The following is a 20,434-nucleotide window of genomic DNA, read 5'->3' as shown; positions in this document are numbered from 1 at the left end:
GGCTCCGCAACCGGCGCCTGATCAGGACCACATTGGCGCTGGTCGTCTCACTGCTGTTGATCCCGCCCTTTCTTGCTGCTCCGGCGAGCCGTTCGCTGCCGGCCGTAACCAAGGGCGGGGCGGATGAGGCGGTGACGGTTCCCGAGCATCCGGCGGTCGCCTCTTTCGGCGCCGATGAGATGCAGAAAATCGCGGCCGCCGATCCGGGCGTCGGCATCGGCCTCATCGCCCCTCCCGAGGCCGACAACCAGGGGGAGAACAGGCTTTCGTACCCAATCGAGGTGCCGCCGGGCCGGCAGGGTCTGCAGCCTGCGCTGAGCGTCGGCTACAACTCTGGCGGCGGTGACGGCTGGATGGGCGTGGGGTGGGACCTGGCCGCCCCGGCGATCACGGTGGAGACCCGGTGGGGTGTCCCGCGCTACGACGCAAGCCGGGAGACGGAGACGTACCTGCTCGACGGGGAGCAGTTGACGCCTCTGGCGCACCGCGGTCCGCCGCAACCGCGGACGTCGGAGAGAGACAAGGTCTTCCATGCCCGCACCGAGGGGTCCTTCGCCCGGATCGTCCGCCACGGGAACAGCGGCCCCGCGAGCTATTGGTGGGAGGTCACGGACAAGTCCGGGACGCACTGGTTGTACGGTGCGCCGACAGGCAGCCAGGGCCCGCACGCGGATGCCACCCTCACCGACGGCTCCGGCAACGTCTTCGAGTGGGCGCTGAAGGAGGTCCGCGACGCGCACGGGAACGTGATGCGCTACAACTACGCCCGCGTCGAGGACCCCGGCGTCGAGGGGGGCAGCGAGCCGGGCAGCAACCTGTACCTGCAGAAGATCACCTATACCGACAGTGGCGGCAGCGACGGCCGCTACTCGGTCACCTTCACCCGGGACCGGCAGCTGGGGGAGCCGTTGCGGGCCGACAGGGCCATCGACGCGCGGGGCGGTTTCAAACGCGTCACCGCCGACCGGCTGCGCCGTGTCGACGTGCGGCTCGACGACGAGCTGATCCGCCGGTACGAGTTCACGTACACCACCGGCGCGTTCGACAAGACGCTGCTGCGCTCGATCGACCAGTACGACGCCGAACTCGCCCTGGTCGGCCGGCACCGCCTGGACTACTACGACGACATCCGTGACGCGCAGGGCGACTACCGGGCGTTCAGGCAGGTGCCGTGGACATCGCCGTCGGACAACCTGCGCCAGGGCGGCCTCGATCGGCCTCCGGACCACGTCGGCCGGGTCAGCGCCCTCGGTGCCAGTACCAGCGACGGCGGTGGCGGCCACCTGTACGTCGGTATCGGCGCCGAGCCCACCAAGTCCGGTTCCGTCGGCGAGAAGCTGGGCTTCGGCTACGCCCAGGACAACGGTCTGCTGGCGCTGGTGGACGTCGACGCCGACGGGCTGCCGGACAAGGTGTTCCGGGACGGGAACACGGTCAAGTACCGCAAGAACCTGTCCGGTCCCGGCGGCCGGGCGGCCTTCGCCGACGAGGCCAGGAAGCTGGACCTGCCGGGCTTCATGCGGCAGCACACGGCGTCGTTCACCGTCGGTGTCGAAGGCTACCCGGGCGCGGTCGCCGCGCAGCTCGATGACGTCAACACGTTCACCGTGACCGACCGGTACTTCAGTGACGTCAACGGCGACCAGATTCCCGATCTGGTCGACGGATCGAGCGTGCTGTTCGGCCGGATCGGCACGGACGGGACACCCGTGTACGGCGTGCGCAGCGAGGACACCCCCGTCCCGGTCGGCGACGGGGCCGTGGACACGAGCGGATTCCCCGACTTCGCCGAGCAGCGGGAGCGGCTGACGCACTCCAACGCGCTGCTGGACACCGTCCGCCGCTGGGTGGCCCCGTTCTCCGGCACGATCAGCATCGACGGTGCGGTCCGGCTCGCCCCCGAGACCGCCGACGCCCGCGCCCGCTCACAGGACGCCGACGGAGTACGTGTCGCGATCCAGCACGAGGACACCGAACTGTGGGCCGACCGCATCGAAGCCCGGGACGACGGCGAGCACACCCCCACGGGAGTCGGCCGGATCACCGTCACCCGCGGGGACCGCCTGTACTTCCGGGTCCAGTCCGTCTCCGACGGCGCGCTGGACGAGGTCACCTGGGACCCGGTCGTCAGCTATCTCGACGTGCCCGACCGCAATGACGTCAACGGACTGCCGGTCCACCGCTACCAGGCATCCCACGACTTCGTCCTGGGCGGGCGCGCCTCGAAGGTGAAGGCCCCCTTCACCGGGGTCCTGCGTCTGAGCGGCGACGTCACCAAGAGCGGCGCCACCAGCGACGACGTCACCGTCGTGATCACGCGTGACGGCAGCCCGGTGCTGGAGCGCACCCTGACCGGGACGGCCGCGGGCACGGCGCCCGTCGATCTCGACATCAACGTCGAGAAGGGACAGACCCTCCAGTGGCGGATCGCCACCGACTCCCCCGTCGACCTCGGCCGGATCTCCTGGAAGCCGCGCGCCGTCTACACCAGCGCCCAGGGCGTCGACCGGCTCACCGACGAAGACGGCGACCCGCTGGTCACCATCGATCCGCCGTATGCCGCGGACATGTATCCCGAGGACGGGCTCACCGCGCCTCAGGGTTTCCATCACGTCGCCGCCGACGGGCCGGTGACCGTGTCCCCCGATCTCACCTTGCTCCCCGGCGCGCCGGACGCGCGGATCGCGTTCACGGTCAAACGCCGCGGGGAGCTGATCGCCAAGCGGTTCTTCACGGTGCGCGGCGGGGAACTCCAGGAGCCGGTGCCGGAGCCGTTCAGCGTGCAGGCACGGGCGGGAGACGACCTCTTCTTCGACTTCAGCACACCCAGCACACAGTTGTCCTACAAGCTGGCCCGCCCGTCGGTGACGGTCACCACCGGCAGCGGGGAGGACGCCGTCACGGTTCCCGTTGTCAGCGCCTTGCACAGCGCGCTGGAGGAGGGCGCGTTCCCCCAGCGGTACCGGGGTTGGGCGGCGGTCGGCTACAACGGCAACGAGAACCGTGCGGGCAGGCCGATCGAACAGGGCGACCTGGTCATCGACGACTCCTATCGTGACCAGCTCCCCCGGTCCGTCGACCCGCAGGCGGAGAAGGACGCCTTCCAGGCGGACCCGCGCGTCGATCCGCCGAAGGTCATCCCCTTCGCCCCCGACCCGCGGCACCGGCGGTGGGGCAGCGGCGAGGACTCGTGGGTCTCGCCCGGTGGCGCGAGCAGTTCCCGCCTGGGCGCGGGCTCGGTCAGCGTGCCCGACCCCAGCCGGTGGACCGCGGGGACGGCGGTGCCCCGGCTCGCCTACAGCAACCAGCTGTCGCTGACCGGTTCCGTCGGCGGGGGCGGTTCCCTCGGCGGGAGCGTCGCCACCGGCGGCAGTGCCGGTCTGATCGACTTCCAGGACATGAACGGCGATCAGTTCCCCGACGTCGTCTCGCCCTTCGGCATCCAGTTCTCCGACCCCGGCGGAGGCCTGGGCAGCACGCGAGGGTCCCTGCCCGAGCCCGCGGCACGCACCAACTGGAACGTCACCGGCAACGTCAGCGCCGGCAGCGCCGCGCGTACCCTGAGCACGGGCCGCGGCGATGCCGCGCCGACCGGCCGCCGGACTGCCAACACCGCCGAGTCCGGCAACGAGCTGCCCCCGCTGGGTGTGGGCGGCGACCTCGGCGGCAGCACCTCCGACGCCAGCTACGATCTGCTCGACGTCAACGGCGACGGCCTGCCCGACCAGGTTTACCGCGACGGCAACGTCGCCCTCAACCTCGGCTACCGGTTCGGCGCCAGGGAACTGTGGCGCAACCCGGCCGCTCTCAACGCCGGCGAGGGCACCAGCTGGGGCGCCAACATCGGCTTTCAGACGGACTTCTACGGCTTCGCCGGCGGCGCCTCCTACGCGCAGAACAGCGCCTCGGCCGCCGCCACCCTCCAGGACGTCACCGGCGACGGCCTGCCCGACCGCCTCTTCGCAGGCGATGACGACGCGCCCCTGAAGGTCGCGGTCAACACCGGCAACGGATTCCAGGCTCCGGTACCGTTCCACGGCAGTCTGCCGCGGATCAACCGCGACCAGAACGCCCAGCTCGGCGGCGGCGCCTACGCCACCATCCCCATCTGCCCCCTGCCGGGGCTGTGCGTCATCATCAACCCGGGCGCGAACGCCTCCACCGGCGTCGGCCGCACCCGGCAGATGCTCGCCGACATCGACGGCGACGGCAACGTCGACCAGCTGGAGTCCACCAGCGACGACCAGCTCACCGCCCGTCTGAACACCACCGGCCGCACCAACCTGCTGCACAGCGTCCACCGCCCGCTGGGCGGACGCCTCGACTTCGGCTACACCCGGGACGGCAACACCTACCGCCAGCCGCACTCGCGCTGGAACCTGTCCCGCGTGGCCGTCGACGACGGACACCCCGGCGACGGCCAGGACGTGCAACTGACCACCTACATCTACCACGACGGCGTCTTCGACCGCCTGGAGCGCGAGTTCGACGGATACGGGCGCATCGTCGAGCAGCACCCCAACCCCGGCGACCACGACGCGGTCTACCGCAGCGTCATCCGCGAATACCGCACCGACGGCCACTACACCCGAGGCCTGCCGGTACGCGAACGCACCGTCGACGCCGACGACCGCCCCTACCTGGAAACCCAATACACCTACGAACTACGCGACATCGACGCACCCGGCACCGACGCCGACCCCGCCGACACCACCGCGACGATCTTCCCGCAGCCGGTACGCACCGACAACCGCTTCCACGAAGGCCGCCTCACCCCGGCCAAGGCCACCTACACCACCACGAAGTATGACGAACTGGGCAACCCCATCCGGATGTTCGACGCCGGCGACATCGGCTCCGCCGACGACGTCGACACCCGCATGCGCTACTCGGCGGACGACCCCGCCTGCCGGGCGACGCATATCACCGGCATCCCGACAGCGATCGACGTCCGCGGCGACGACACGCTGATGCGCCGGCGGTCGGCGACGGTGGACTGTGCCAACGGCGACATCACCCAGATCCGGGCCGAACTCACCGAAGGGGCCGACGCGGTCACCGACCTCGCCTACTTCCCCGACGGCAACCTGCGCACCGTCACCGCCCCGCCCAACCACCACGGCCAGCGCTACCGGCTCGACTACACCTACGACCCGGACGTCCACACCCACATCGCCACCGTCACCGACAGCTTCGGCCTGCGCTCCGAGGCCACCACCGACCTGAAGTTCGGCCTGCCCGACACCGTCACCGACGCCAACGGCCAGACCACCCGCACCACCTACGACGCCGCCGGCCGCCCCGCCACCGTCACCGGCCCCTACGAAACCGGCACCGGCCACGTCACCATCGCCTTCGACTACCACCCCGACGCGCCCGTTCCCTACGCCGCAACCCACAACATCGACCGCCAGGCCGACGACACCGTCCGCGACGACACCATCGACACCATCACCTTCACCGACGGCCTGGGCCGCCCCGTCCAGACCAAGAAGGACATCGCCCTGCACACCGGCCCGGACACGCCCCCGGCCGACGCGATGACCGTCTCGGGCCACGTCGACTACGACTTCCTCGGCCGCCCCACCCACCAGTACCACCCGGTCACCGAACCCAAGTCCCCGGCCAACACCACCTTCAACGACACCCGCGACACCGTCACCCCCACCACCTTCACCTACGACGTCCTCGACCGGGTCACCCGCACCGACCTGCCGGACACCACCCACACCGAAACCGCCTACGCCTTCGGCCCCGACCGCGCCGGCCACACCCAATTCCAGACCACCGCCACCGACGCCAACGGCCACCCACGCCGGGCCTACACCGACGTCCGCCAACGCACTACCGCAGTCGAGGACTTCAACCCCACCGGCGGCCAGCCGGTCATCTGGACCAGCTACACCCACGACCCCCTCGGCCAGCTCACCACCGTCACCGACGACCACGGCAACACCACCACCGCCGCCTACGACCGCCTCGGCCGCCGCACCACCCTGGACAACCCCGACACCGGCCCCACCACCACCGCATACGACCTCGCCGGCAACCCCGTCCGCACGGTCACCGCCAACCTCGCCGCCGCCGGACAGGCGATCGACTACGACTACGACCACAACCGCCTGACCGACATCCGCTACCCGCGCTTCCACGCCAACGACGTCCACTACACCTACGGCCCGCCCGGCGCCCCCCACAACGCAGCCGGCCGCGTCACCGCCCAGACCGACGGCGCCGGCACCCTCCCCCGCGCCTACGGGCCCCTCGGCGAGGTCACCGAGGAAACCCGCACCGTCACCACCCAGGCCCACAAGACCCGCGCCTTCACCACCCGCTACCGCTACGACACCTGGAACCGGCTGCTCGCCCTCACCTACCCCGACGGCGAAACCGTCGCGTACGACTACGACAGCGGCGGCCACACCGACCGGGCCACCGGCACCAAAGCCGAGCACACCTACCGCTACCTGACCCGCCTGGACTACGACAAGTTCGAGCAGCCCGTCCTGCTCGACACCGGCAACGGCACCCGCACCACCTACGCCTACCACCCGGCCAACCGGCGCCTGACCCACCTCACCGCCCGCCTCGCCCAGGGCTACCAGTTCCAGAACCTCACCTACCGCTACGACCCGACCGGCAACATCACTTCCCTCCGCAACGACACCACCCCGCCCACCGACCCCGACGTCGGCACCCAGGTGGGCGGCCCCAGCATCGAGACCTACCAGTACGACGACCTCGACCGCCTCACCCACGCCGAAGGCTCCTACCAGCCCCGCACCCCGCACACCGACACCTACCGGCTCGACCTGCGCTACGACACCACAGGCAACATCACCAGCAAAGCCCAGGACCACCGACTCCTGCTCTACGGCACCACCACCACAGACAAGAAACTCACCTACCACCACCCCTATACCTACGACAAAACCCACCCCCACGCCCCCGCCACCATCGGCGACCAGACCTTCATCTACGACGCCAACGGCAACCAGACCAGCCGTGACCAGCAACCCGGCCCCCGCCGGCAACTCATCTGGGACGAGAACAACCGCCTCGCCTGCACCCACGAAAACGTCCCAAGCCACACGCTGCCGCAGACCCCCCAGTCATGCGACAACGCCGGCGGCACCCCCAACGCAGCCCGCTACCACTACGACGACCAGGGCAACCGCGTCATCAAGGACGCGGCCCAGTTCCACATCTACCCCAACCAGTACTACGCCACCGACGGCAACCAGTCCGTCAAGAACATCTACATCGGCGACAATCGGCTCCTCACCAAGACGGTAGAACCTGAACACCGCGTCGAGGACCGGCAGTACTACACCCACGCCGACCGCCTCGGCTCCACCGGATTCGTCACCGACAGCCGCGGCCGCCTGGCCGAACACCTCCAGTACCTCCCCGGCGGCGAAACCTGGGTCAGCGAACACCCCGCCCAGCCGATCCCCTACCAGTACACCGGCAAGGAACTCGACCCCGAAACCGGCCTCTACTACTACGGCGCCCGCTACTACGACCCGAGAACCCAGGTCTGGCAAAACCCCGACCCCGCTATCGCCACATACCCCGACGGCACCCCCGACAACGGTGTCTACGAACCGTCCAACCTGTCCCTCTACTCCTACGCCGGCAACAACCCCGTCCTGCTCACCGACCCCAACGGCCTCAACGGCAGCAAGAAAAGGCCACGGTTCGAGGGACCGCCGGTTGGAGAGCCCTTGGGAGAGACGACCGCGGAACCGGCCACAAAGCGTCGGGGAATCACCTCTGCGTCCGAGACTGCTGCCGCCTCAGCCCCTGCTGCTGCGGCGGAGATGCCTGCTCCTTCGGTCGCACCCCCAGGACAGGTGCAATACCGCACCACGGCAGGAAGTCGCCTTGCATACATTTTTCGACTTAAGAATGATCCGGAGCGTAAACACACTGAGAGGAACGTTGCCGTCTTCCGATTCTGGGTCGGTTCCGGGCCAGGCCGCAGTGTGAAATTCGTGGCCGCGTTCAGCGACCCGGAAACTCGTGTGCATGCCGAAAAAATGGCATGGAACCAGGCGCGGCAGCAGTATCCTGACGTAAGGGCCGAGGACGTCTTCGAAATTTACTCCGAATTCGAACCGTGCACCTACGCAGGGTGTCAATCCTGGCTCAAGAGTACGTTTCCACAGGCGTCGGTCTCCTACAGCGTTAAATTCGTAGGCGTTGACTGGGCCACTTACATGAACAATCATTCTCGTATGCTCAGCTCTCCCCTGCAAGGCAACCAGCGCAGGTGAGCCTCGATCCGCTCTGCAATTCCCCCGGGATCATCGAGGTGCGTGGGGCACGAAGGTGACGTCGGGGTCTGTACGGTCTCAGTTCCGCCGACCGCCCGGCCCAGGGCATCGAGCACCGGATGACGGTGCAAGCCATGCGGTCCACGGCCCAGCGCATCCAGGATCTGCAGGCCAGGGCCGAGAACGTGAGAACGAGATCCTCACCCTGGTGCGGCAACACGCTCTCGAGTTCCTCGGCTTACTCGGAGTCGGACCGTCACCGCCGCCCAGATCCTGGTCAGCTGGTCTCACCAGGGATGATTCCGCCCAGAAGCCGCCTCCGCCTCCTTCGCCGGTTTCGCTGATCCCTGCATCGTCCGGGCTGACCAACCGGCACCGTCTCAACCGCAGCGGCGACCGGCAGCTCAACCGGGCCATGCACACGATCACTCTGATCCGGATGCGACTCGATCCCTCCCGGATCGAGGTGCCCGACTGCTTGGTGGCGGAGGCAAGGCCGACGTAGGAGGCGAGGTGGGCGGCGGTGGGGAAGCTGGTGCCGTCGCCGACGGTGACCGGCAGGACTGCGGCGGTCCTGACGCCGACGCCGGGCAGTGACGTCAGGACCTGGGAAAGAGGGTGGGCCTCCAGCAACTCGTCGAACTGGGCTTCCAGGGCCCGGCGTTGTTCGTGGACGGCGGCGAGCGAGCGGACCAGGGACGGGATGACCACGTCGAGGGTGCCGATGCCGGGAACGACGACGGTCTGTTCGTCGAGCGCGTCGAAGACGTCGTCCATGACCCGGGCCGCCATGCGCGGGGCCTTGGGGAGCGTCCGGCCGGAGTCAGCCCGTGGCCGTGGTGTGTGCTCTCAGCGTCTCCGACGGCACCCCTCGGGCCCGGCGACACCACCCCCTAGGTCACGCCCTCGACAGGGGGCAACGGTCATGCCGGGCCCGGAGGCCAGCGGTCCTTCTGCAGGACCGCGAAGAACATAATGGGGCCGCGTACCCCGCGCCCCGTGAGCCACGGCAGCCCGATGCGGGAGGGGTGGCGGCGCGGTGAGCGGTGCACGGTGTGTGGCGGGCGGCGCACGGGTTACCCGTGTGCCGGCGGGCCCGTCCGGGCCGGCGCTGCCAGTCTGGAGGTGAAGGACATGGGACATGGCGGGAACGTCATCGACGAACTGGTGACCGATCACCGGGAGGTCGAGGAGATCTTCGGCCGCATCGAGGCGCTGCCGACCGGTGACAAGAACCGAAAGGTGGCGGCCGACCAGGCCACGATGGAGCTGGTGCGGCATTCCGTGGCGGAGGAGGAGTACCTGTACCCGGCCGTGCGGGAGCATGTGGCGGACGGGGACGCCATCGCCGACAGGGAGATCGAGGACCACTCCAGGGCCGAGCAGATCATGAAGGATCTGGAGGGCTGCGACGCGGGGGACCCCGAGTTCGACCGGCTCATCGGGATGCTGATGACCGAGATCCGCTCCCATGTGGTCGACGAGGAGGAGAACCTCTTCCCGAAACTGCAGGCGGCCTGTTCCCCCGATGCGCTCGACACGCTGGGTGACAAGGTGCGCAAGGCGAAGAAGATGGCTCCGACCCGGCCGCATCCGTCGGCTCCGGACACCCCGCCCGCCAACAAGATGATGGCGCCGGGGGCCGGGCTGGTGGACCGGATGCGCGACGCTCTCTCGGGGCGCGGCAAGAAGGCCTGACGGCTCAGCCGTCCGTCCGGGCACCACACGGGGCCCGTCGCCGTCGCGGATGCTGGTGCGAACTGCCCCACAGCATCCCGTCGGCGGCGGGCCCTGTGGCGTGCCCGGCCGCCCTGCTCTGACGCCCGGCGCTGTGAGGGACCGCACTCGGCCGCCAAAACGGTTGTGGCCAGGGGAATTTGGGGCACGGGCGGGCAGGTGGCACGCCCGGGTGGACATGACTCGGGGTTTCCGTCTTCCCCGCTCCCCAGCTACGGCGCCCTCGTACGGGCGTCGGGGACCGCGCCGTGCCTTCTGCCTCTCACCCTGTTCCCGCCGCCGCCGACTCCGGCGACCCGGCCTCCGACTCCGTTCCCTCCGGGCCACTGCCCGCGGCCGGGCTCAACCCCGCGAAGGGCTCCCGTTCACCGTGGCGGTCCCTGCGTCACCGCAGCATGCGCTGGTGGTCCGTCGCGAACTTCGTGTCGAATGCCGGTACCTGGATGCAGCTCACGGTGCAGAACCTGCTGGTGCTCCAGATCACCGGCTCGGCCGCGGCGACCGGCCTGTCGGTCTCCGTGCAGGCCGCGCCGGCACTCTTCATGAGCCTGCTGGGCGGCGCCGCCGTGGACCGCTGGCCGCGGAAGCTGACCGCGGGCGTCAGCCAGGCCCTGCTGGGCGCCGTCGCCTTCGCCACCGCCGTACTGGTCGCGCTGGACCGGCTGGACATGACGTCCCTGCTGGTGCTGGCCGCCGTGACCGGTGTGATCGCCACGGTCGACGGTCCGGCGTGCGCGCTGCTCGGCAACGACCTGGTCCCGGTGGAGGACGTGCCCTCCGCCATCGGCGTCGGCGCGCTGGTGCACAACGCGGGCCGGCTGGTCGGCGCCGCACTGGCGGGCGTGACGGTCGGTTTCCTCGGGACGGCGTCCGCGTACACGGCCAACGGGCTGTCGTTCCTGTTCGTGGCGGCGGTCATCCCGTTCCTGCGGCCGGCGCCGGGCGCGGAGCTCGCCCGTCCGTCGGTCCCCCGGGAGGACCGGGGGACCGACGGCCAGGACATGTCCCTGCGCGAGGGGCTGGCGTTCTTCGCCCGGCGCCCGCGACTGGTCGCGCTCGCCGCCGTCACCGGCGTGAGCGCCGTCTTCGGGCGCAACTACGGGCTGACCCTGGCCGTGCTGGTCACCGGCCCGCTGGCCGCGGTGCCGGGTCCTTCGGGACGGTCTCCACGGTGCTCGCGGTCGGCGGCATCGTGGGCGCGCTGCTCGGCGCCCGTCTGCGCCGGCCCTCGGTGCGGCTGGTCGGTGTCCTGGCGGCGGTGGGCGGGCTGCTGCAGGTGCCGCGGGGCTGTCGCCCTCCCTCGCGGTACTGATGGTGCTGGTGCTGCCGATGGCCGTCGTGGAGTCGGTCTCCGACACCGCGGGGACCGCCGTGCTGCAGACCGACCCGCCCGCTCGTCTGCGGGGCCGGGTGCTGGGCGTGTGGAACGGCATCGGCACCGTCTGGCGCCTGGGCGGTCCGCCGGCGCTGGGTCTGCTGGTGGAGCTGGCCGGCGCACGCGGGGCTCTGGTGGCCGGCGGCCTGATCGTCGCGGGCACGATCGCCACCGGCCTGACCGTACGCACCCGCCGCCTCCGCGCCCCGGTGCCCTTCCCCCACCTGGACGGTGACCTCGCCTCCCGGGACACCTTGCGCGTGGTGGCCTGAGCCGCCGCCGGCCTGCCGGGTGCGGGCCCCCGCGGCCGAGCCCGGCAGGCCGGCCCCCTCCTGAGTCGACGTGGTGCGCAGCCCGCACCGGCCGGCGCAGACGGGACCGGGCCGGTCGGTGCGGGCAGTACGGCAGGGCGCGAGGCCGCGGGCGGACGGGCCCGGGAACGGCAGCCGCGCGCGGGGCGGCGACGGGGGGCGGTCCGACCCGGCGACACAACGGTCGGGAAGGGCCGAAGGCAAGCCGAACCAGCCGAACCCGCCGCCCCGAATCAGGGCGCTCCGGCCAGCAGGAAGCCCCGCGGTCAGGCGCCCCGCGTCGGCGCACCCTTGCGTCGGCGTGCCCCGCCTCGGCGGGGCAATGCGCGCCCCCGTCAGGCGATGAGCGTCTGCCCCGGTGCGAGCCGGTCGCTCAGCTGGGACCGGTGGAGGTCGCAGACGGGGGCGACGAGGTCGGGGTGGCGCAGGAGGGCCGCGGCCTGGCGGTCGCGCTCGTCGGGGTCGACCAGGCGGCGGAACTCGACCGGTATCCCCGGTGTGTGGCTGCTGTCGCCGACCGCGAGGACGGCCTCCCGGGCGAGCGCGGGGTCGGCCAGGAGACAGGCGGCCCAGCTGGCGACGACCTCGTCCACCCAGGTCCGCCAGGCGGCCTCGTCCGCGTCCGGGTCCGCGCTCCCCTGGTCACCGCCGGAGATCCAGTCCAGCCGCGCCGAGCCGCCGGGGCCGGCCATGCCGACCAGGGCGGCGTCGGTCGGGGTGGGGTAGCGCAGCCAGGCGGCGACGGTCACGGCCTGGCGCGCCTGGACCTCGCACAGGGCGGCCGCCATCGCGCCCCCGCAGGGCGGGTAGGCGCGCATGAGCCACTGGGCGGTCGCCGCGATGAGCGGGGAGAGATCTGCGAGCACTGCCGGGCCGTCCGAAATCTTGCGGTGAACAGATGAACGGGTGTTCCGGGAAACGGTAGCCCGCCCCGGGCCCGGCGGACATGGCCGTGACCACGGGAACGGGGTGGCCTCGGCCACATCGAACGGCCGGTGTACGGCCGGCCAACTCATGACCCCGAATGACCGAAAGCCCTTACCACACCACTGTGACCGACGGTAACTTCTGACATGCCCGCACCAACTCCACAGGAGAACCGCATGCGCAGACTCATCGCCTGTCTGGCGGCCGCAGCCGCCACGCTGGGCGGACTCACCGCCGCCGCCCCCACTGCGTCCGCCGCCGCCCCCGCCGACGTCTCCGCCGGCTCCGGCACCTTCAGCGTGCTCAGCTACAACGTCGCGGGCCTGCCCGAGGCCATCTCCAGCGCCCCGACCCCGCGGGAGCCCGCCACCGAGGAGATCGGCCGACGCGTCGCGCCGTACGACATCGTCCACGTACAGGAGGACTTCAACTACCACGCGCGCCTGTACGCCACCGACACCACGCACCCCTACCGCACCCCCACCAGCGGCGGTGCCGGCATCGGCAGCGGCCTCAACACGCTGTCCCGGCTGCCTTACGACGGGGACGACTTCGAGCGGGTGCGGTGGCGGACCTGCACCTTCGGCTCCGGGGACTGCCTCACCCCCAAGGGGTTCACTTTCCTGCGCGAACGCCTCGCCGAGGGCGTCTACGTGGACTTCTACAACGTCCACACCAACGCCGGGAGCAACGCCGACGACCTCAAGGCGCGCGCCGACAACCTCGGCCAGCTCACCGAGTTCATCCGGGCCCAGTCGGCGGGCAACGCCGTCGTGGTCATGGGCGACACCAACACCCGCTACACGCGCGCGGGCGACACGATCGCCGAGTTCGCCGCCGCCAACGGTCTCACCGACGCCTGGGTCCAGCTGGTCCGCGGCGGCACCCCGCCCGCCAAGGGCAGCGACCCGCTGCTCTGCGACCAGACCGGTCCGACCGTGCCCGACACCTGCGAGGTGGTCGACAAGATCCTCTACCGGGGCAGCGAACTGGTCTCGCTGACGGCCACCTCGTACGCCAACGAGCACGCCGCCTTTCTCACCGACGGCGGGCTGATGCTCTCCGACCACGACCCGCTCGCCGTCGGCTTCGCCTGGGCCCGCAACCCCGCCTTCCAGCTCAGCGATCCGTTCGGCGGCCCGCACGGAGACCACTTCACCGACATCGGCCGGGTGCCCGCCGGTGCCCGCACCACCACCGTCACGCTGCGCGCCGGTTCCCGGGTCGACGCGCTGGGCGTCACCCTCTCCGACGGCAGCACGCTGACCCACGGCGGCACCGGCGGCACCGCCGACTCCCTCACCCTCGGCCCGGACGAGTACCTGACGACCGCACAGGTCTGCCGAGGCCGGAAGGACGGCCGCACACGCATCTTCTCCGTCCGGTTCACCACCAGCCTCGGCCGCGTCCTGGTCGGCGGCACGACGACCTCCGACTGCGTCACCCGCACCGCGCCCGCGGGCCGGCAGATCGCCGGGTTCCACGGGCGCGCCGGCGACGAGATCGACAAGATCGGCTTCATCTACACCGAGCGCTGAGCCCGGCGGCTCAGGCCCTGGCCTCCGGCCCCGCCTTGCCGCCGAACATGCGGTGCCGACGGAAACCGGTGCCCCGGTGGCGGCGGTGGCGGCGGGCCGCGGTGCCGGTCATCAGGACCAGCCCGAGGCAGAAGATCAGCGCGAGGGCCAGCCCCGAGCAGAACAGGGCGAGACCGTTCATGGTCGCGATGTCGTTGCCGAGGACGGACACCGTGTAGTCCGGCCCGCCGGAGAGGTTGCCGGCGATCGCCAGACCGACGAAGGCGCCCGTGCCCAGCACTATGAGCAGTCCGAGGATCAGCATCCGAGTCATCTCCTGAACTAGCGGTCCGCGACCGGCCGGGTACCCCTCCCCGTCCGGTCGTACTCTGAGGGTGTGGCTCGGTCCAACGACGGGGTGGCCGCGCTTTCGCCTACGTCATCGGACATCCCACCGCACGGATCATCGACAGGCGGCCGGGCATCGACGCCGACCTCGACGAGGTGTCCGCCGCGTGCGCGCGCAGGGGCACCGCGCTGGAGATCAACGCCCACCCGGACCGGCTGGACCTGCGTGACGAGTACATGGTGCGGGCTCGGCGCCGCGGAGTGCGGTTCGCCGTCGACAGCGACGCCCACGCCACGCTCCACCTGGCCGACACGCGGTACGGCGTGGGCACCGCCCAGCGCGGCCGGCTCACCCGGGCCGACGTGGTCGACGCGTGGCCGGAGACCCGGCTGCGGCGGTTTCTGCAACAAGGGGCGGCGATGAGGGACCTGGTCGAGGAACGGCCGTACCGCTTCCGGATCGAACGGCGCGGCGCGATGCGGGTGCCGGGCGTGGTGTTCGCCTCCGCGGACCTGCTGCGCGACGCGGAGCATTCCCTGGGGCAGGTGGTGAACGTGGCCACCCTGCCCGGCATCGTGGGCGCCTCGTACGCCATGCCGGACATCCACTGGGGCTATGGCTTCCCCATCGGCGGCGTGGCGGCGACCGCCGTGGACGACGGCGGGGTGGTCTCCCCCGGCGGGGTCGGCTTCGACATCTCGTGCGGGGTGCGGCTGCTGGCCGCCGACTGCGACACCGGCGGGTTCCGGCGGGCCCTGCCGGGGGTGATGGCCGGCCTGGACCGGGCCGTTCCGCGTGGCGCGGGCCCCGGCGGGGTGTGGCCGCTGACCGGGCCGGGGCAGCTGGAGCTGCTCCTGGAGGACGGTTCCCGGTACGCGGTGGAGCAGGGCCGCGGGGAGGAGCGTGACCTGGTGCGCTGCGAGGACGGCGGGGCGGTGGCCGACGCCGATGTGGGACAGGTGCACCAGCGGGCCCGCGACCGCGGCCTGGGCCAGGTCGGCAGTCTGGGGTCCGGGAACCACTTCCTGGAGCTGCAACGGGTGGCCGAGGTGTACGACCGGGCCGCGGCGGACGCCTTCGGTCTCGCGGAGGGCCAGGTGTGCGTGATGATCCACTGTGGTTCGCGCGGGCTCGGCCACCAGATCTGCACCGACCACGTCCGGATGATGGACCGCGCCATGACCCGCTACGGCATCTCGGTACCGGACCGGCAGCTGGCCTGCGCGCCCGTCGACTCGCCCGAGGGGCGGCGCTATCTGGGGGCGATGGCCGCGGCCGCCAACTACGGCCGCGCCAACCGCCAGGTGCTGTCCGACGCGGCGCGCGCGGTGTTCCGCCGGGTCGCGGGCATCCGGCTGTCCCTGGTGTACGACGTCTCGCACAACCTCGCCAAGCTGGAGACGCACACCGTGGACGGTGTGCCGCGCCGCCTGTGCGTGCACCGCAAGGGTGCCACCCGGGCGTTCCCGCCCGGCCATCCGGAGCTGCCCGAGGACCTGCGGGCGGCGGGCCAGCCGGTGTTGATCCCCGGCACCATGGGCACCGCCTCGTACGTGCTGGCGGGGGTGACGGGCGGGCACGCGTTCGCCTCCACCTGCCATGGGGCGGGCCGCACGATGAGCCGCCACGAGGCCGCCCGCTCGGTCACCGGCGAGGAGCTGCGGGCCCGGCTGGCGCGCTCCGGCATCGCGGTGGCCGCCCGCTCCTGGCGGGGCCTGGCCGAGGAGACCCCGGAGGCGTACAAGGACGTCGACGCGGTGGTCAGCGCGAGTGAGGGCGCGGGGCTGTGCCGGACGGTGGCGCGGCTCGTGCCGCTGGGAGTCGTCAAGGGCTGACCTCCGAAGGCCCTTCCGCCCCGGGCCGCGGGTCCCGCTGCGCGGTCGGCCCGCCGCGCGGCAGCGGGCGGCGGTCACACGTCGACCGTCACCGCGCAGGACCAGCCGTAGGGGTCGACGCCGATGTGCAGCCCGTGCCACGACACGCCCTTCGGCGCAGCGCCGACGATCTCCACGTCGGACAGTTCCGCGACCGCGAGCCGTGCCTCAAGTGCCTCGCCGGCCGGCTCCACGACCACGTCCACGGGTACCCGGCCACGCACCTCCAGCTCCAGGATCACCTCGTCGAGCAGGGCGGCCAGCAGGTCGTCGCCGTCGTCGTCGGAGAGGTGCACCCGTTCCACGGCCGTCGGGTGGGCGCGCGAGACGTCCGCGAAGCACTCGACGAGGCCCAGCACCGCCTCCACGAGGCACTGCTCGCGACTGGCGCCCCAGGCCTCGATCCGCACGTCGGCGGTGTGCGGGACCGTGCGGTGCCCGTTGTCGCCCTGCCGCCGCTCGGCGCGTTCGTCACCCGACTCTCCGACCATGCCACCACCTTCGCGCGCGGGCGGCGACGCCGCTAGCCGACCCGGCCGGGCACCGGATCGGCCGGGTCGGCGGCTCCCGGCGGGGGCGTATGGCCGCTGTCGCGAGGGGTACTCCGGCTCCATGTCCGGTATCGAACTCAAGAGCGCGGCTTTCAGCGATCACAGCATGATCCCGAGCCGCCACGCGAAGGACGAGGAGAACGTCTCCCCTCCGCTGACCTGGTCGGGTGTCCCGGAGGAGGCGGCCGAGCTGGCCCTGCTGTGCGAGGACCCGGACGCGCCGTCGGGGACGTTCGTGCACTGGCTGGTCACCGGCATCGACCCGCGCACCGAGGGGCTGGACGCGGGTGAGGCGCCGCCGGGCGCCGAGCCGCACCGAAACGGCTTCGGGGAAGCCGGCTGGGGCGGCCCGCGGCCCCCCGTCGGCGACCGGGCCCACCGCTACTTCTTCCGCCTCTACGCCCTTCCCGCGCCGGTGTCCCTGCCGGAGCGGGTCGGCGCCGACGAGGCGCACGCGGTGCTGGACCGGCAGCAGCTGGCCAGCGGCACCGTCGTCGGCCTGTACCGGCGCTGACCTTGGGCGTCGTCAGGATCCGAGCGGCTCGTAGTCGTACCAGTCGATGTCCACGGAGCCGGCCGAGGCGAACAGGCCGATGACCCGGCCGGTGAAGCCGCCCGCCACCTCCGTGGACAGATAGCGGCCGTCGAGCGAGGCCAGTTCGACGAAGCCGCCCTCCGGGTTCTCGAAGCCCAGGGACACGGTGTCGGGACCGCTGCGTGCGTCGTACCCGGCGTCGACGGGGGTGACCTCGATGCGCAGGACCACGGGTCCGGCGGGTGCCTCCCGGGACGCCACCACGCCGGTGAGCGGGCCGATGCGGGCCCGTACCCGGACCTGGCCGGGCGCCGCCTCGACGGTGTAGTGGTGGCTCTCGTCGAGCCGGACGGCCAGTCCGCCCTCCCCCCGCGAGGGGTCGAGGTGGGCGCGCACCCGGCAGGCCGGGTGCTGCTGGCGCCGGCCGACGAAGGTGACGTCCGGCTCGTCGAGGGAGCCGCCGCGGGCCCGCAGGGTCAGCCGGCCGGGCCGTTCCTTCGTGGTGCAGTCCTCCGGCGGCCGGTGGCGCACCGAGACCCAGTGTGCGGCCAGTTCGTTCTCGTCGAAGTCGTCGCGCACCGGCACGGCCGGGCCGGGGCGGAGCGGCCAGGGCGGGGCGGGCGCCTCCGGCGACAGTGCGCCGGCGACGGGCCAGCCGTCGACCCAGTCGACCGGCACCAGGAAGGTCTCCCGGCCGAGCACGTGCCAGCCGGGCGAGCCGCCGCCGGGCCGCACTCCGAGCAGCACCATCCACCAGGAGCCGTCGGGCCCCTGCACGAGGTCGGCGTGGCCGGTGTTCTGGATGGGGTGTTCGGTGCCCCGGTGGGTCAGCACCGGGTTGGCCGGGCAGGGTTCGAAGGGGCCGTCGGGGGTGCGGGAGCGGGCGACGGAGACGCTGTGGCAGCGTTCGGTGCCGCCCTCGGCGATGAGGAGGTACCAGTACTCACCGATCCGGTAGAGGTGCGGCGCCTCGGGGGCCTTGGCGCCGGGGGTGCCGGACCAGATGCGGCGCTGGGGGCCGAGCGTCCGCCCGGTGTGCGGGTCGATGGGTACCTGCGCGACGCCCGCGGTGGTGCACCAGCAGGTGTCGTCCTCGTCCCAGGCGAGGTCCGGGTCGATGCCGTGCACGTCGGGCAGCCGGATGGGACCGGACCAGGGGCCGGCCGGATCGGTGGTGGTGAACAGCAGGTTGCCGTCGCCGCTGACGTTGGTGACGATCAGCCAGAAGCGTCCGTCGTGGTGGCGCAGCGTGGGCGCGTAGATCCCGCCGGAGGACGGCGAGTCCAGGGGCAGCCGCAGTTGGTCCGGCCGGTCCAGCACGTTGCCGATCCGGGTCCAGTGCACCAGGTCCCGGCTGTGGAAGAGGGGCACGCCGGGGAAGTACTCGAAGCTGGAGCACGCGAGGTAGTAGTCCTCGCCGACCCGGCAGACGCTCGGATCGGGGTGGAATCCGGGGATCACGGGGTTGTGGAAGGTGGTGTTCGTCTCGGACATTCTCGGCTTTCTCGTCAGGCCCAGGCGGTCACCGGCAGGAACGAACTGTCCTGCCGGAAGAGGGACGTCGCGTCCGTCGGGTCGACGCGCAGTTCGTAGTCGTAGTGCCGCAGGTAGTGGCCGGGGTAGTTGTGGGACTCGAAGCGGACCGCGCCGCTCGTGGTGCCGGTGCGGGCGGTGAAGGTGGCGTCCCGGGCGAAGGTCGGGGTGCCGTCGTTCGCGTCGAAGCGGGCCCGGAAGCCGTAGTGGCGCAGGTAGTTGCCGGCTGCGTCGCGGAACGAGTGTCCGCTCGGGTCGGCCAGCCCCGCGACCACGGTGAAGGTGGCGGCCTGCCTCTCGGCGGTGGTGCTGGAGGCGGTCACCACCGGCAGGTCGAGCAGTCCTGAGCGCTCCTGCCAGAAGCGGGTGGGGTAGTTGGCGGACCGGAAGGAGCGGGGGGTGTTCCGGGCCGGGTCCGGACCGCCGGAGACGGTCTCCTTGAGGACCGTGAAGTGGCGGGCGCTTCCGGAGATGCCGGGCAGAGCCCGGGGAGTGCTCCAGGTGGCGAAGGTGTCGTAGCTGTCGCTGTAGTAGTACTTTCCGTCGCCGTAGCCGTCGAAGAAGAGGCGCCGGCCGCCGTTGTCGAGCTGGATCAGCGCGGGACCCTCGCGGTAGCTGCCCCAGCCCGCCCAGTTTCCGGTCCGGGAGATCGTGTAGGGGCCGGTGGGGCGGGAGGCGGTGGCGTACTCGATGTACTTCGTCGTCTCGTTCTTGGTGAACGCGTGGTAGGTCGAGCCGATGCGCACCAGGAAGGTGTCGATGTGGTTGGCGCCGAGGCCGGACAGGGCGACCGGCGGACTCCATTCGGTCAGCGTGGAGTCGGTGGCCCTCAGCAGGTAGGGGGTGAAGATCCATTCGTCGCTGGTGCGTGAGCAGGACACGATGACGTTGACGCCGCCGTCGCCGTCCACGAACCACTCCGGGGCCCAGGCGCGGGAGAGGCCGGCGATCGGGACCGGGTAGTCCTGCAGATGCGTCCAGTTCAGCCGGTCGGCGCTGCGGGCGAAGCCGATCGTCGTGCTGACGTCCTGCCAGGTGTGGGTGGTGTAGGTGAGGTAGTAGTAGCCGTCGGAGTGACGGAGGACGGCGGCGTCGCGGATGCGGCCGGTGGACGGCGTGTAGGCGGCGGACCGCAGCAGTCGGAAGTCGGTGGCGTCGTCGGACTCGTAGACGTCGACCGTGCCGTCGTCGCTGTTGCGGAACGGCACGATGGTGTAGCGGCTGGCAGTGCCGGCGGCGGGGGCGGCGGCGCGGGCGGTGCCGAGGAGACCGGGCGCCGCGCCGAGCGCGAACGCCGCCGCGGGGGCGGTGGTGAGGCCGCGCAGCAGGGTGCGGCGGGACGGTGTGGGGGGTCGGGTGGTCATGTGCGGCTCTCCCTACGACTCAGGGTTCGACATTCCGAACATGGTTCGGAAAGCCGGTCAGAACGTAGAGGGGCCAGGCAGG

General features: G+C 71.6%; 10 protein-coding genes and 4 pseudogenes. 8 read left to right on the top strand and 6 right to left on the bottom strand.

Annotated features, from left to right (window positions below; all coding sequences use genetic code 11):
* Positions 1-131 precede the first annotated feature (131 nt).
* Positions 132-8,279 carry a SpvB/TcaC N-terminal domain-containing protein gene (locus ACSLTV_RS24980; RefSeq protein WP_435612927.1) on the top strand — a complete coding sequence of 2,716 codons (8,148 nt, stop codon included), beginning with the start codon at positions 132-134 and terminating at the stop codon, positions 8,277-8,279.
* 334 nt (positions 8,280-8,613) lie between these two features.
* Positions 8,614-8,733 (top strand): annotated as a pseudogene (locus ACSLTV_RS24975) (transposase); the annotation flags it as partial.
* Positions 8,734-8,738: 5 nt separating this feature from the next.
* Here ACSLTV_RS24975 and ACSLTV_RS24970 read toward each other — a convergent pair.
* Positions 8,739-9,086: pseudogene (locus tag ACSLTV_RS24970) on the bottom strand (transposase); the annotation flags it as partial.
* Between the two features lie 327 nt (positions 9,087-9,413).
* Here ACSLTV_RS24970 and ACSLTV_RS24965 point away from each other — a divergent pair.
* Complete coding sequence (locus ACSLTV_RS24965; RefSeq protein ID WP_435612926.1) at positions 9,414-9,977, top strand: hemerythrin domain-containing protein; 564 nt, start codon at positions 9,414-9,416, stop codon at positions 9,975-9,977.
* 434 nt (positions 9,978-10,411) lie between these two features.
* Positions 10,412-11,663 (top strand): annotated as a pseudogene (locus ACSLTV_RS24960) (MFS transporter).
* A gap of 374 nt (positions 11,664-12,037) precedes the next feature.
* On the opposite strand, the gene ACSLTV_RS24955 reads toward ACSLTV_RS24960, so the two are convergent.
* Positions 12,038-12,568 carry a hypothetical protein gene (locus ACSLTV_RS24955; RefSeq protein ID WP_435612925.1) on the bottom strand — a complete coding sequence of 177 codons (531 nt, stop codon included), beginning with the start codon at positions 12,566-12,568 and terminating at the stop codon, positions 12,038-12,040.
* 237 nt (positions 12,569-12,805) lie between these two features.
* Here ACSLTV_RS24955 and ACSLTV_RS24950 point away from each other — a divergent pair, with 237 nt between their 5' ends.
* Entirely contained in the window at positions 12,806-14,167 is a 1,362-nt protein-coding gene (locus tag ACSLTV_RS24950; protein ID WP_435612924.1) for a jacalin-like lectin, read from the top strand.
* 10 nt (positions 14,168-14,177) lie between these two features.
* Here ACSLTV_RS24950 and ACSLTV_RS24945 read toward each other — a convergent pair whose 3' ends face one another.
* On the bottom strand, positions 14,178-14,471 hold the full coding sequence (locus ACSLTV_RS24945; RefSeq protein WP_432136711.1) for a hypothetical protein: 294 nt from the start codon (positions 14,469-14,471) through the stop codon (positions 14,178-14,180).
* A gap of 113 nt (positions 14,472-14,584) precedes the next feature.
* On the opposite strand from ACSLTV_RS24945, the pseudogene ACSLTV_RS24940 reads away from it, so the two are divergent.
* Together ACSLTV_RS24940 and ACSLTV_RS24935 are read left to right on the top strand one after the other, a co-directional pair.
* A pseudogene (locus ACSLTV_RS24940) lies at positions 14,585-14,908 on the top strand (DNA polymerase/3'-5' exonuclease PolX); the annotation flags it as partial.
* Between the two features lie 6 nt (positions 14,909-14,914).
* The gene (locus ACSLTV_RS24935; protein ID WP_435612947.1) at positions 14,915-16,330 is read left to right on the top strand and encodes an RtcB family protein; all 1,416 of its coding nucleotides are present in this window, start codon (positions 14,915-14,917) and stop codon (positions 16,328-16,330) included.
* Between the two features lie 74 nt (positions 16,331-16,404).
* Here the strand turns inward: ACSLTV_RS24935 and ACSLTV_RS24930 are convergent, their stop codons facing one another.
* Positions 16,405-16,860 (bottom strand): archease, encoded by a 456-nt coding sequence (locus ACSLTV_RS24930; RefSeq protein ID WP_435612923.1) that lies wholly within the window; start codon positions 16,858-16,860, stop codon positions 16,405-16,407.
* Positions 16,861-16,981: 121 nt separating this feature from the next.
* Between ACSLTV_RS24930 and ACSLTV_RS24925 the strand changes: the two genes are divergently transcribed.
* A complete protein-coding gene (locus ACSLTV_RS24925; protein ID WP_432136713.1) occupies positions 16,982-17,434 on the top strand; it encodes a YbhB/YbcL family Raf kinase inhibitor-like protein in 453 nt (150 codons plus the stop codon).
* Positions 17,435-17,446: 12 nt separating this feature from the next.
* Here the strand turns inward: ACSLTV_RS24925 and ACSLTV_RS24920 are convergent, their stop codons facing one another.
* Both ACSLTV_RS24920 and ACSLTV_RS24915 read right to left on the bottom strand, forming a co-directional pair.
* Positions 17,447-18,949 carry a glycoside hydrolase family 43 protein gene (locus tag ACSLTV_RS24920; RefSeq protein ID WP_435612922.1) on the bottom strand — a complete coding sequence of 501 codons (1,503 nt, stop codon included), beginning with the start codon at positions 18,947-18,949 and terminating at the stop codon, positions 17,447-17,449.
* Positions 18,950-18,963: 14 nt separating this feature from the next.
* Positions 18,964-20,352 (bottom strand): glycoside hydrolase family 43 protein, encoded by a 1,389-nt coding sequence (locus ACSLTV_RS24915; protein WP_435612921.1) that lies wholly within the window; start codon positions 20,350-20,352, stop codon positions 18,964-18,966.
* Positions 20,353-20,434 lie beyond the last annotated feature (82 nt).

This window comes from Streptomyces sp. bgisy159 (genome assembly GCF_965341775.1).
Lineage (GTDB): Bacteria > Actinomycetota > Actinomycetes > Streptomycetales > Streptomycetaceae > Streptomyces.
Note: the sequence above shows the minus strand (reverse complement) of the source record. Positions and strands in the feature narration are given on the sequence as shown.